Genomic DNA, 13,325 nt, shown 5'->3' with positions numbered 1-13,325 from the left:
GCGGCCCTGCGTGCCGAGGCCATGACGCAAATGTAATGACCCCGTTGCCCGAATGCCGGCCACGCCTCGGTTAAACTTGCGGCTCGCTGTCGGCGCCCCGGTTGTCATGCCGGCCGCTGCTCTCACGATTCATGCAACGGCTCCTCCTCATCCTCCTTGCGCTCGTCCTGCCGCTCCAGTTCGCCTGGGCGGGAGCCGCCGCGTATTGCGGGCACGAGGTCGCGGCGTCGGCCAAGGCCCATTTCGGCCACCACGAGCACCGGCACCAGGCCGGCAGCGGCAAGCAGGAGCAGCAAGCCGATCCTGCGCAGGACCAGGCCAAGCTGAACCTGGCGGATCCCGACTGCGGCGTCTGCCATATCGCCTCGCTGCCCTTCGCGCCGGCCGATGCGCAGGAGGTGCCTGCGCTGCGCCGGGTGGAGCTGGCGCCGCCGGTGCCGCAGTCCAGCTTCTCCTCGCACAGCGCGCGGGCGCCCGACCGCCCGCAGTGGCCGCGTCTCGCTTAGCCGGCGAGACGACGCTTCCCCGCTATCCCGATCCCTTGCGATCGCCTCCTGGCGTCATGACCGCATGACGCCGCGCGTCTCGCCGAATTTCCCCGGTTTTCTTCTGGTGCAATTCGATGCGAAGACTTTTGCTGCCGCTCGGGCTGGCGGCCGTGCTCTCCAGCCCTTTCCCCGGCGTTGCGCAGACGCCGCCCGCCGCCGTGGCGCTGCCACCGGCTGCCGCGCCGGCCGGCGCACCACAGCAGGCCGGGACACCGACCCAGACCCTGACCCTCGATGCCGCGCTGGCGCTCGCGGAAGCCGGCAGCTTCACGCTGTCCGCCGCCGGCAAGGAGCTTGACGCCACCGCAGGCGACCTGATCCAGTCGCGCGTGCTGCCCAACCCGGAGCTGGCGGTGTCGATGGAGGACACGCGCAAGGCCTCGCGCTCGACCACCGGCCAGGTCAACCTGCCGATCGAGCTGGGCGGCAAGCGCGCCGCGCGCATCGGCCTGGCCGAGCGCGGGCGCGAGCTGGCGCAGGCCGAGCTGGGCAGCACCCGCGCCGAGCTGCGCGCCGCGGTGATCGCGCGCTTCTTCGGCGTACTGGTGGCGCAGGAGCGCGTCCGGCTGGCCGAGGGCTCGGTCGGCATTGCCAGCCAGGCCGCCGACGCCGCCGGGCGGCGCGTGGCGGCCGGCAAGGTCGCACCGCTTGAAGCCACGCGCGCCAGGGTGGAGCAGGCCAACGCCGAGCTGGAGCTGGCCGAGGCCACCGGCGCGCTGCAGTCCGCGCGGCAGTCGCTGGCGGCGCTGTGGGGCGACAGCGTGCCGCGCTTTGCGCAGGCGCAGGGCGATCTCGATGCGTTGCCGTCGCGGCCCGCGCCGGCCGCGTTGCAGGCGGCGCTGGAAGACTCGCCGCTGCTGGCGGCAAGCCGACTGGCGGCGGAGCGCAGCCGTGCCGAAGTGGCGGTGCAGCGCAGCCGCCAGTATCCCGACGTGACCGTGAGCCTGGGCGCCAAGCGCGACAACGAGGCCAACCGCAACATGGCGGTGCTGGGCGTGGCGATTCCGCTGCCGCTGTTCGACCGCAACCAGGGCAACCTGTACGCGGCGCTGCGCCGTGCCGACGGCGCGCAGGATGCGCATGCCGCCACGCGCGTGCGTTTGCAGGGCGAACTGCAGCAGGCGTCGACGCAGTTGTCGGTGTCGCGCGCCGCGGCGCAGACGCTGCAGGCCTCGGTGCTGCCCGCGGCCGAGCAGGCCTACGCCGCCGCCTCGCGCGGGTTCGAGGCCGGCAAGTTCAATTTCCTCGACGTGCTGGACGCCCAGCGCACGCTGTTCCAGGCGCGCATCCGCTACCTGGACGTGCTGGCCCGCACCTATGACGCGGCGGCCAGCATCGACCGCATTCTCGGACACTGATACGGAAGCTCCAACATGGCAATGAGCAAGCAACAACGGGCCGCCGTGGTGGCCATCCTGGTCGCGGGGCTGCTGGGCGGCGCGGCGATCCTGTTCACCGGCAAGGGTGGCAGCGCCACCGGCGAGGCCGCGCACGGGCATGCCGAACATGGCGACGAGCACGGGCACGAGCACGGCAAGGAAGGGGACAAGGCGGGGGCGCATGCCGACGCGAGCGCGCCGGCGGCGCAACCGCAAGCCGAGGGCAAGCCGCACGTGATCGCGCTGACGCCCGCGCAGATCGAACAGGCGGGCATCGGCATGGCTACCGCCGCCGCCGCGGCGCTGCGCAGCAGCGTCGATTTCCCCGGCGAGATCCGCTTCAACGACGACCGCACCGCGCACGTGGTGCCGCGCGTCGCGGGCGTGGCGCAGGCGGTGCCGGCCAACCTCGGCCAGGCGGTGCGCAAGGGCGAGGTGCTGGCGCTGATTGCCAGCACCACTGTGGCGGAGCAGCGCAGCGAACTGCTGGCCGCGCAGAAGCGCGAGGCACTGGCGCGGGCCACCTATGCGCGCGAGAAGACGCTGTGGCAGGAGAAGATCTCCGCCGAGCAGGACTACCAGCAGGCGCGCACCGCGCTGGAAGAGGCGCAGATCGCGGTGCAGAACGCGCGCCAGAAGCTCACCGCGATCGGCGCGGCCGAGCGCGGCGGGGCCGCCGGCGGCGCGCTGAACCAGTTCGCGCTGCGCGCGCCGTTCGACGGCATCGTGGTCGAGAAGCACCTGTCGCTGGGCGAAGCGGTCAAGGAAGACGCCAGCGTCTTCACGGTCTCGGACCTGAGTTCGGTGTGGGCCGAGTTCGTGGTGTCCGCGCGCGACCTGGACCGCGTGCGCGTGGGCGAGGCGGTCACGGTGCGCTCCAGCGCCTCCGCCACGCAGGCCGAAGGCAAGGTGTCCTACGTCGGCGCCTTGCTGGGCGAGCAGACCCGCACCGCCAAGGCGCGCGTGACGCTGGCCAACCCGGGTACGGCATGGCGCCCGGGGCTGTTCGTCACGGTCAGCGTGCTGGGCGCGCCGGTGCAGGTGCCGGTGACGGTAGCGGCCGACGCGCTACAGCAGGTCGATGGCCAGAGCGTGGTGTTCGTCGCGGTGCCGGACGGGTTTGCGGTGCAGCCGGTCAAGACCGGGCGTACCGACGGCAAGCTGGTGGAGGTGACCCAGGGCCTGCAGGCCGGCGCGCGCTACGCCGCGGCCAACAGCTTTATCCTCAAGTCCGAGCTGGGCAAAGCCAGCGCCGGACATGAGCACTGAGCGGGAGGCGCGCATGTTCGAACGCCTGATCCGCTTTGCCATTGCGCAACGCTGGCTGGTGCTGCTGGCGGTGCTGGGCATGGCCGCGCTGGGCCTGTATAGCTACACCCGGCTGCCGATCGACGCGGTGCCCGACATCACCAACGTGCAGGTGCAGATCAACACCGCCGCGCCGGGCTATTCGCCGCTGGAGACCGAGCAGCGCATCACGTATCCCGTCGAGACCGTGATGGCGGGCCTGCCCGGGCTGGAGCAGACCCGCTCGCTGTCGCGCTACGGGCTGTCGCAGGTGACGGTGATCTTCCGCGACGGCACCGATATCCACTTTGCGCGCCAGCTGGTCAACCAGCGCATCCAGGAGGCGCGCGACCAGCTGCCCCCCGGCATCACGCCCGCGATGGGACCGATTTCGACCGGGCTGGGCGAGATCTACCTGTGGACCGTCGAAGCCGACCCCGGCGCGCGCAAGCCCGATGGCACCGCTTACACGCTGTCCGACCTGCGCGAGATCCAGGACTGGGTGATCCGGCCGCAGCTGCGCAACGTGCCGGGCGTGACCGAGGTCAATGCCATCGGCGGCCATGCGCGCGCCTACGTGGTGGCGCCCGACCTGGAACGCATGGCCTCGTACGGGCTGGCGCTGGCCGATGTGGTGGGCGCGCTGGAGAAGAACAACGACAACGTCGGCGCGGGCTATATCGAGCGCCGCGGCGAGCAGTACCTGGTGCGCGTGCCGGGCCAGGTGCGCTCGCTCGACGAAATCGGCGACGTGATCGTCGGCAGCGCGCAGGGCCAGCCGATCCGCGTGCGCGACGTGGCCACGGTGCAGACCGGCGGCGAGCTGCGCACCGGCGCGGCCACCGAGAACGGCCGCGAGGTGGTGCTGGGCACGGTGTTCATGCTGATCGGCGAGAACAGCCGCGCGGTGTCGCAGGCGGTCGACCGCAAGATGGCCGAGATCAACCGCACGCTGCCGGCGGGGGTGAAGGCCGTCACCGTGTACGACCGCACCACGCTGGTCGACAAGGCCATCGCCACGGTCAAGAAGAACCTGCTGGAGGGGGCGGTGCTGGTGATCGCCATCCTGTTCCTGTTCCTGGGCAACCTGCGCGCGGCGCTGATCACCGCGCTGGTGATCCCGCTGTCGATGCTGTTCACGTTCACGGGGATGGTGCACTACCGCATCAGCGCCAACCTGATGAGCCTGGGCGCGCTGGACTTCGGCATCATCGTCGACGGCGCGGTGGTGATCGTCGAGAACTGCGTGCGCCGGCTGGCGCATGCGCAGGCCAGCCAGGGACGCGCGCTGACGCGCGACGAGCGCCTGCAGGAAGTCTTTGCCGCCGCGCGCGAGGCGCGCCGGCCGCTGCTGTACGGCCAGCTGATCATCATGGTGGTGTACCTGCCGATCTTTGCGCTCACTGGCGTCGAGGGCAAGATGTTCCATCCGATGGCCTTTACCGTGGTGCTGGCGCTGCTGGGGGCGATGGTGCTGTCGGTGACCTTCGTGCCCGCGGCGGTGGCGCTGTTTATCGGCAACCGCGTGGCCGAGCGCGAGAGCCGGTTGATGGCGTGGGCGCGCCGCCGCTACGCGGTGCTGCTGGAGCGCGTGCTGGCTTCGACGCCGGTGGTGCTGGCCGGTGCCGGCGTGGCCGTGGTGTTGTGCCTGGCGATTGCCACGCGCCTGGGCAGCGAATTCGTGCCCAGCCTCAACGAAGGCGACCTCGCGGTGCAGGCGCTGCGCATCCCCGGCACCAGCCTGACGCAATCGGTGGCGATGCAGCAGCAGGTGGAAACCGCGCTGAAGGCCAGGTTCCCGGAGATCGAGCGCATCTTTGCCCGCACCGGCACCGCGGAGATTGCCTCGGATCCGATGCCGCCGAATATCTCCGACGGCTACATCATGCTCAAGCCCGAGTCGCAATGGCCCGAGCCGCGCCGCACGCGCGACGCGCTGATCGCCGCGATCCGCGCCGAAGTAGGCAAGCTGCCGGGCAACAACTATGAGTTCTCGCAACCGATCCAGCTGCGCTTCAACGAGCTGATCTCGGGGGTGCGCTCGGACGTGGCGGTCAAGGTGTTCGGCGACGACAACGCCGTGCTGGAGCAGACCGCCAACCGCATCGCCGCGGTGCTGCAGGGCATTCCCGGCGCGGCCGAGGTCAAGGTCGAGCAGACCACCGGGCTGCCGATGCTGACGGTGCAGATCGACCGCAACCAGGCCGCGCGCTACGGCCTGAACCTGAGCGAGATCCAGGACGCGGTGTCGATCGGCATCGGCGGCAAGGTGTCCGGCACGTTCTTCAGCGGCGACCGGCGCTTCGATATCGTGGTGCGCCTGCCCGAGGCCGTGCGTGCCGACGTCGACGCGCTGCGGCGCCTGCCGGTGGCGCTTCCCAAAGACGCCGGCGCACGCACCAGCTATATCCCGCTGAGCGAAGTCGCCAGCGTGGAGATGGCACCGGGCCCCAACCAGGTTTCGCGCGAGAACGGCAAGCGCCGCATCGTGATCAGCGCCAATGTGCGCGGGCGCGATATCGGCAGCTTCGTGCCCGAGGCCGAGGCCGCCATCCGCGCGCGCGTGGCGATTCCCGCCGGCTACTGGACCAGCTGGGGCGGCACCTTCGAGCAATTGCAGTCCGCCACCGCGCGGCTGCGCGTGGTGGTGCCGCTGGCGCTGGGGCTGGTGTTCGTGCTGCTGTTCGCCATGTTCGGCAACGTCAAGGATGGGCTGCTGGTCTTCACCGGCGTTCCGTTCGCGCTGACCGGCGGCATCCTGGCGCTGTGGCTGCGCGGCATTCCTTTGTCGATCTCGGCGGCGGTGGGCTTTATCGCGCTGTGCGGCGTCGCGGTGCTCAACGGGCTGGTGATGCTCTCGTTCATCCGCTCGCTGCGCGAGGCCGGCCACGGCCTGGACCATGCCATCCGCGAGGGCGCGCTGACGCGCCTGCGCCCGGTGCTGATGACAGCGCTGGTGGCCTCGCTCGGCTTCGTGCCGATGGCGCTGGCCACCGGCACCGGTGCCGAGGTGCAGCGGCCGCTGGCGACGGTGGTGATCGGCGGCATCCTGTCGTCGACGGCGCTGACGCTGCTGGTGCTGCCGGTGCTGTACCGGCTGGCGCATCGCAATGACGCGCCGCTGGCGGCGGCGGTGCGCGGCGAAGGCCAGGTGGTGTGAGTGGCTGCGGGACCAGCGCTGCCGGCGGCCTAGTGTGGCCCACCCGCTGGCCCACTCGGCTGCGCACCCGCCGGCGCACCGGGCAGCGCGCCGGGTGTCAGCATGCTCCATCCCGAGACCCCGCTCGAGGTGCTCCGGCTCTGGCTTCTGAGGACACTGTTCTGGTCGAATTCGAACAACACCGTCGAAGACCGGATCGCGCCGCCGGCAAACAGCGGCCCGATGAACGGAATGAAGCTTTCCGGATGGGGCTGGGACGTGGCAAACGAATAGACCAGGATGGTGGACCCGTCGCGCAGCGTCGCGTGCGACGACGGGGGGCCCAGCTGCGCGGTGACTTCGTCGAGGGTGGAGAAGCCGGGCAGGAAGTTCGACAGGTGCTCGGGCTTCACGTCGACGCCCGTCGACACGCATGCCGACAACAGGATGCCAGCCACAACCAGTGCGTGAACCCGCTTCATGTCGCCACCGCCGTACTTGGTCCGGCGTGGTCTGACAACGTGGGGGAGGCCATGGTGCCAGCGTCGCCGCCCGTGGGCGTGGCACGCCGTGCCTGAAGCATACAACCATTTGCCGGCACGCATTCGACAGTTCACGCCGCCATGAATCTTTGCCAGGCCGGCGCGCGGCATGATGCGCATGTGCGCCGGACATCGCGGCGCGCAGATCGCCGCTGCCGCGGCACCTACCGTTCGCGCCACCATGAACCAGACTCGCATTGCAGCGCTGGCAGAGACCGCCGGGATCGACCCGCTCAGCGCCGTCACCCATCCCGATCCGTACCCGTATTACCGGGAACTGGCCGCCAGCCGGCCGTTCTTCCGCGATGCCCGGCTGGGCTTGTGGGTTGCGGCCGGCCCGCGTGAAGTCGCGGCCGTGCTGGCACACGCCGACTGCCGCGTGCGGCCGCCCGCGCAGCCGGTGCCACCCGCGCTGGCCGGCACCGCTGCCGGTGACCTGTTTGGCCGGCTGGTCCGGATGAACGATGGCGCCGCGCATGCGCCGCTGAAGGCGCTGCTGGTGCCGATGCTGGCGGCGGTGGATCCGGTCCAGGCCGCGCAGCAGGCCGCCGCGATGGCGCAGGTGCTGGATGCCGGCGACGGCGCGCGCACTGCCATGCCGGCCGCGTCGGTCAACCGCTGGCTCTTTGCCTTGCCGGTCGTTGCGTTGGCATCCGTGCTCGGCCTGCCGGTGGCGCGCGATCGCGACACCGCGGTCGAGGTCGCGCAACAGGTTGCCGCGTTTGCCGCCGCCCAGTCGCCGCTGGCGGACACGGACACCGTGCACGCCGGCGCCGAGGCTGCGCGGTGGCTGGGCACGTGGCTGGCCTCGTCGCTCGCCTGCGGCGTAGCGGCTGATGGCCCGCTGCCGGCGCTGCAACATGCGGCACTTGCCGCCGGCATCGAGGCGCAGGCGGTCGCCGCCAATATCATCGGCTTGCTGGTCCAGGCCTGCGAAGCGACAGCGGGGCTCGCGGGCAATACTCTGCTGTGGCTGGGCCGCGATCCATCCTCCGGCGGTATGCCGTTGCAAGGCGTGGTGGCGCGTGTCGCGCAGGACGATCCGCCGGTGCAGAATACGCGCCGATTTCTTGCCGCGGATACCGAGCTTTGCGGCCATGCCGTCAAGGCCGGCGACACGGTGCTGGTGCTGCTGGCCGCGGCCTCATGCAGCGGCCTTGCCGACGATGCGCGGGCCTGGACCTTCGGCCATGGCCGCCATGCCTGCCCCGGCGACCGGCTGGCGCAGGCGCTGGCCGCCGCCACGGTGGCGGCGCTGCGTGCGCGTGGCGCCGAGCCGGCTGCGCTGGCGCGCGCCTTCCGCTATCGTCCGTCGCTGAACGCGCGCATTGCGCATTTCCTTTGATCTCACGGAGACAACCATGATCGCCGTCATCTTCGAAGTCGAGCCCGCGCCGGGCCGGCAGGACACCTACCTCGACATCGCCGCGCACCTGCGTCCGCAACTCGAGGCCATCGATGGCTTTATCTCGGTGGAGCGATTCCAGAGCCTGACCAACCCCGGCAAGCTGCTGTCGCTGTCGTTCTTCCGCGACGAGGCCGCGGTGATCGCGTGGCGCAATACGCTGGCGCATCGCCAGGCGCAGGCGGCCGGGCGCGGCGGCGTGTTTGCCGGCTACCGGCTGCGCGTGGCGCAGGTGCTGCGCGACTACGGGCTCGATGCGCGCGATGAGGCGCCGGCGGACAGCCGCGCGGTGCACGACCGCGCCGCGGACTGAAGGCGCGGCGATGACGATGGAATCGATCGGCGCGCAGGCCGCGTTTATCGGCCTGACCTTCCTGCTGGCGGGCTTTGTCAAGGGCGTGGTCGGGCTGGGCTTGCCCACGGTCGCGGTGGGCATGCTGGGGCTGGTGATGCCGCCCGCGCAGGCGGCGGCGCTGCTGGTGGCGCCGTCGATGGTGACCAACGTGGTGCAGCTGTTCAGCGGCCCGCGCTTCGGCCTGCTGGTGCGGCGGCTGTGGCCGATGCTGGCGGCGATCTGCGCCGGCACCTGGCTGTGCGCGGCACTGGTGCCGGCCGGCATGATGACGCACGCGACTTCCGCGCTGGGCGTGGCGCTGGTGCTGTACGCGGTGGTGGGGCTGGCGGCGGTAAAGCTGACGGTGCCCGCCGGCGCGGAGCGCTGGCTCGGGCCGCTGGTCGGGCTGGTCACCGGCGGCATCACCGCGGTCACGGGCGTGTTCGTGATTCCGGCCGTGCCCTACCTGCAGGGACTGGGGCTGGACAAGGAAAGCCTGGTGCAGGCGCTGGGCCTGTCGTTCACGGTGTCGACCATCGCGCTGGCGGTCAGCCTGGCGCTGGGCGGGGCGCTGCTGCATCTGCCGGTGCTGGGCGCGTCGGCCCTGGCGCTGGTGCCTGCGCTGGGCGGGATGTTCCTGGGCCAGTGGCTGCGCCACCGGATCAGTGCGGAGCGCTTTCGGAAGTTGTTTTTTTGCGGGCTGCTGGTGTTGGGTGGGGAACTGGCGATGCGGGGGTTGGGGTGAGGGGCGTTGAGTTTCTTTGCTTGCGGTCGGTTTTCTCCCCTCTCCCGCGAGCGGGAGAGGGAGTACCCAAGCGGGGTTGAGAGTCTTTCAGCTCTACAAGATCCCTCAGCGGCTCGCCTGTACCGTCCGGCCATTCAGCGGCTGCACCGGCCGCGCATTCATCGGGTACAGCCGGCGGAATGCCGCCAGCTGCGCCGGCGAGACTTCCACGGGGGTCTTGAGCACCTGCCAGCGCACGTCCTCACTGCATGGCGGCGTCGTCAGCGAACCGGTGAAGGACCAGTAGGCCTGCTGCGCGGGCAGCATGGCCGCCACGTCCAGCGGCGCGGCGAGTTCGCGCGACTCCCCGGCGCTGGCCGGCAGGCTGGCAAAGACCGGCTTGAGCGCGGCGTTCTCGCGGCCCGACTTGAACAGCACGGCCACCACCGCCAGCTTGCCTTCGGCATTCTGGTGCACCAGGTGCGCCACCAGCGGATAGGTCTTGCCGTTGACCTTCTCTTCGCTGGGCGTATGGAAGTGGAACTGCAACAGCTTGTAGGGCACGCCGTCCAGTTCCATCTGTCCCGCCGCCGGCAGGTTGACCTGCACGGTATGGCCGTTGTTGACCACGGTGCCGGTCGCCGCGGCGTAGCCGAAGCCGATCGGCTTCAGGTCGGCGGGGCGCGCCTTGCCGGTGCGGATGTCGATGGGCGACTGGTGCTTGCCCAGCGCGCAGGTCTGGTAGGCCTGGTCCAGCTTGGCCCAGTGGCTGGTGCCGGTGGGGCCGGTGTAGCTCCAGTGCGGTTCGTTGCCGGCCCATGCGGCCGGTGCGAGCAAGGCGGCGCAGAGGGTGAAAAGCGGCAGCTTGGTGTTCATGTGTCGATGCGTCCTCGTGTTGGTAAACCCCTTGTTTTCCGACGTGGTGTTATCGATCTGTCCCAGTCTTGAGTGCCGGGTCCGGGCCCGGGCCGGAAATCATGCAGCAAAACTGCCGGCCGGCGAATAAGGCATTGCTGAATTCCGGTCTGCACTGCGCTTAACGCGAGTAAGGGCTGCATGCCGGTGCGCGATTGATGCGTGTTGCTCATGCTGTCACGCAAGCGACATCAAGCCGACATATCGGCCTACCACCATGGCGCATTGCCCAACTCCAGGAACCTGCAATGCGCCTGAGCGTCTTCCCTTCGCGCCGGACCCGCGCGGCACTGGCCAGCGCCGCGGTGGCGGCATCGCTGCTGGCGGCATGCGGCGGCGACGATAACGACAGCGACAACGGCACGCCCGCGGTCACCGCGCCCACGCTGGTGGGCCGCGCCGTGCTGCCCGCCGCCACTTTTGCCAGCGGGCCGCAGTCGGGGCGCTACGTCACCGGCGATCTCAACGGGCAGACCGCGCCGTTCGCTTCGCAGCCGGTGCAGGGCTTCTCGGCGGTGCTGCGCAACCCGGACGGCAGCTTCATGGTGATGGCCGACAACGGCTACGGTTCGCTGGAGAACTCGGCTGACTTCAACCTGCGCGTCTACACGGTGGCGCCCACGTTCAAGACCGCGACCGGCGGCGCGGGCAGCGTCGCGGTGCGCAGCTTTATCGAGCTGAAGGACCCGAACCGGCATGTCAAGTTCGCGATCGCGAACCAGTTCACCACCGAGCGCGTGCTGACCGGCGCCGACTTCGATATCGAGAGCATGCAGCGCGCCAGCGACGGCACGCTGTGGTTTGGCGATGAGTTCGGCCCGTTCCTGCTGCATACCGATGCCAACGGCGTGCTGCTGGAAGCGCCGATCCCGCTGCCGGATTTCGAGAATGCCGGCAAGGAGATCCGCTCGCCGCAGAACCCGTTCAACGAAGAGGCCACGCCGGTGCGCATCATGAACGCGGTGCGCGCGCATGCCTTCGCGCACGGCGGCACCCGCGCGCCGGTGTTCGCGCCGTATTACGTGCAGCTCAAGTACGACGTCAACGGTGTCAAGTCGAGCCCCGACGCGCACTACGCGCGCGGCAGCAACCCGCAGCCGGGGCTGGTGCCGGCTGCGTCCGACACGCTCGACGTGGCCTCGGTCAAGGCCGCCGGCTACAGCGTGGTGACCTGGACCGTCAACGACAGCGCGAAGATGACCGAGCTGCTGAAGGCCGGCGTCAACGGCATCATCTCGGACCGTCCCGACCTGCTCTACGCGGCCGTCGCCGCCTACGATGCCAACGGCGACGGCAAGGCCGGCGACTACCTGACCGCCGACGGCCTGATCGATGCCGCCAGGTTCGACGCCCAGGGCCACCGCGGCGCGCGCGACCTGCGCCCGGAGAACACCCTGCCGGCGATGGAGGCCGCGCTGGACAACCTGATGACCACGCTGGAGACCGATGTCGGCATTACCGCCGACGGCGTCGCGGTGCTCAAGCACGATCCCTATATCGAGTCGGTCAAGTGCCGCCGCGCCGATGGCGCGCCCTACGGCACCGCCGACGAAGTGCTGATCAAGAACCTGACCGCGGCGCAGATCCAGTCCACCTACATCTGTGACAAGCTGTTCCGCGGCCCGAGCCAGCGCAACGATGCCGCGCTGTCGCCAGTGTCGGCGGCGGTGGCGGCCGGCAAGGGCTACGCCAGCCCGTACGTGGTGCCGCGCGCGCAGGACGTGTTCGACCTGGTCAGCGCCTATGTCGCGTACTACAGCACCGGCGCCGGCCAGGGCCATCCGCAGGCGGCGCAGCGCGTGAAGAACGCGCAGGCGGTGCGCTTCAATCTCGAGACCAAGCTCAACCCGCGCAGCGACAAGGACGGCAAGGGCAACGTCTACAAGGACCGCACCGTCGGCGCCGAGCAGATGGCCGACACGCTGGCGGGCGTGATCAGTGCCGCCGGCATGGCCCAGCGCGCCGATATCCAGAGCTTCGATTTCCGCACGCTGCTGCGCGTGCAGGAGAAGTTCCCGGCGATCCGCACGGTGTACCTGTTCGGCGACTTCCCGATCTATGGCGACCCGGCCAACAGCGACGACGGCACCAACATGCAGGACGAGGCCGGCGCCAACACGCCGTGGATGGCGGGCCTGTACTGGCCGTACCGCGCCACCGTGACGTCGAACCCGCTGCGCGCGAAGCGCTCGGGCGGCTTCGAGGGCATGGCGATCAGCCCGGATGGCAAGAAGCTCTATCCGCTCTTGGAACTGCCGCTGGCCGGCCACGACGGCAAGACGCTGCTGATCTCGGAGTTCGACATCGCCACGCGCCGGTACACCGGGGTGCAATACAAGTACCGGCTCGACGACAAGGGCACCAATATCGGCGATTTCATCCTGTTCAACGCCAGCGAGGGCATTATCATCGAGCGCGACGGCTCGCAGGGCGACCTGAACGGCTTCAAGAAGCTGTTCCAGGTGACGCTGGGCAAGCCGGGCGACTACGTCGCCAAGTCAGAACTGGCCAACCTGATGGCGCTGCGCGACCCGTCCGGCATCAGCGCCGGCGGTGCCCCGGGCGACGTGGCGCTGGGCGATCCGTTCGGCATGCCGTTCAACACCATCGAAGACGTGCTGGTGCTGGATGCGACCACGCTGCTGGTGATCGACGACAACAACTTCCCGTTCAGCGTGGGGCGGCATGTCGGCAGCAAGATGCCGGATGACAGCGAGTTCATCCAGATCCGGCTGCCCAAGGCGCTCAACCTTGGCGGCTAGGACGCCAGGCTGCGCAAGACGCTGCGCGCTGGCATCCCCGCCAGGGTGGGGATGTCAGCGGGAGCGGGCGCCCGCGTGCTGCCGTTCCAGCTGCGCGCGCACCGCCGAGATATGATCGCCGGCCTGGTCGATGGCGTTTTCCAGGTCGCTGGTGCTGCAGCCAAGCTCCCTGCACCAGTACTGCACTTCGAGCGGATCCGTCAGGTTGACGCGGCCCGGATCCAGGGGCCTGAACTCGCTGGTCACATCACTCATGCTTGCCTCCGGTTCGTGTCTGGGAACGACACGGT

11 protein-coding genes are annotated in these 13,325 nt (G+C 69.9%); 8 read left to right on the top strand and 3 right to left on the bottom strand.

Translation table 11 applies throughout. The features are described from left to right. Positions 1-131: 131 nt before the first annotated feature. From czcI to GA0116996_RS18655, 4 genes are all read left to right on the top strand, one after another. Positions 132-506, top strand: a complete 375-nt coding sequence (gene czcI, locus GA0116996_RS18670) for a cation efflux protein, CzcI family (RefSeq protein ID WP_092314583.1) — start codon at positions 132-134, stop codon at positions 504-506. 116 nt (positions 507-622) lie between these two features. Continuing rightward, complete coding sequence (locus GA0116996_RS18665; RefSeq protein ID WP_092314581.1) at positions 623-1,906, top strand: TolC family protein; 1,284 nt, start codon at positions 623-625, stop codon at positions 1,904-1,906. Positions 1,907-1,921: 15 nt separating this feature from the next. Beyond that, positions 1,922-3,196 carry an efflux RND transporter periplasmic adaptor subunit gene (locus GA0116996_RS18660; protein ID WP_092314579.1) on the top strand — a complete coding sequence of 425 codons (1,275 nt, stop codon included), beginning with the start codon at positions 1,922-1,924 and terminating at the stop codon, positions 3,194-3,196. A gap of 13 nt (positions 3,197-3,209) precedes the next feature. Continuing rightward, the gene (locus GA0116996_RS18655; RefSeq protein ID WP_092314577.1) at positions 3,210-6,374 is read left to right on the top strand and encodes a CusA/CzcA family heavy metal efflux RND transporter; all 3,165 of its coding nucleotides are present in this window, start codon (positions 3,210-3,212) and stop codon (positions 6,372-6,374) included. A gap of 29 nt (positions 6,375-6,403) precedes the next feature. Here GA0116996_RS18655 and GA0116996_RS18650 read toward each other — a convergent pair whose 3' ends face one another. Next, positions 6,404-6,835 (bottom strand): hypothetical protein, encoded by a 432-nt coding sequence (locus GA0116996_RS18650; RefSeq protein ID WP_092314575.1) that lies wholly within the window; start codon positions 6,833-6,835, stop codon positions 6,404-6,406. A gap of 241 nt (positions 6,836-7,076) precedes the next feature. On the opposite strand from GA0116996_RS18650, the gene GA0116996_RS18645 reads away from it, so the two are divergent. From GA0116996_RS18645 to GA0116996_RS18635, 3 genes are read left to right on the top strand one after another with little or no spacing between them, the layout of a single operon-like run. Beyond that, entirely contained in the window at positions 7,077-8,240 is a 1,164-nt protein-coding gene (locus GA0116996_RS18645) for a cytochrome P450 family protein (RefSeq protein ID WP_092314660.1), read from the top strand. Between the two features lie 16 nt (positions 8,241-8,256). Beyond that, on the top strand, positions 8,257-8,613 hold the full coding sequence (locus tag GA0116996_RS18640; protein ID WP_092314573.1) for an antibiotic biosynthesis monooxygenase family protein: 357 nt from the start codon (positions 8,257-8,259) through the stop codon (positions 8,611-8,613). 10 nt (positions 8,614-8,623) lie between these two features. After that, positions 8,624-9,379, top strand: a complete 756-nt coding sequence (locus GA0116996_RS18635; RefSeq protein ID WP_092314571.1) for a sulfite exporter TauE/SafE family protein — start codon at positions 8,624-8,626, stop codon at positions 9,377-9,379. Between the two features lie 105 nt (positions 9,380-9,484). Here the strand turns inward: GA0116996_RS18635 and GA0116996_RS18630 are convergent, their stop codons facing one another. Beyond that, positions 9,485-10,234: a carbonic anhydrase gene (locus GA0116996_RS18630; protein WP_092314569.1), complete on the bottom strand. Its 750-nt coding sequence runs from the start codon at positions 10,232-10,234 to the stop codon at positions 9,485-9,487. 287 nt (positions 10,235-10,521) lie between these two features. Here GA0116996_RS18630 and GA0116996_RS18625 point away from each other — a divergent pair, with 287 nt between their 5' ends. Continuing rightward, a complete protein-coding gene (locus GA0116996_RS18625; RefSeq protein ID WP_092314567.1) occupies positions 10,522-13,035 on the top strand; it encodes an esterase-like activity of phytase family protein in 2,514 nt (837 codons plus the stop codon). A gap of 54 nt (positions 13,036-13,089) precedes the next feature. Here the strand turns inward: GA0116996_RS18625 and GA0116996_RS18620 are convergent, their stop codons facing one another. Further along, entirely contained in the window at positions 13,090-13,290 is a 201-nt protein-coding gene (locus GA0116996_RS18620; RefSeq protein WP_092314565.1) for a DUF3606 domain-containing protein, read from the bottom strand. Positions 13,291-13,325: the final 35 nt, after the last annotated feature.

The organism is Cupriavidus alkaliphilus, from assembly GCF_900094595.1.
GTDB classification, from domain to species: domain Bacteria; phylum Pseudomonadota; class Gammaproteobacteria; order Burkholderiales; family Burkholderiaceae; genus Cupriavidus; species Cupriavidus alkaliphilus.
This window is presented reverse-complemented; position numbering and strand designations above follow the sequence as displayed.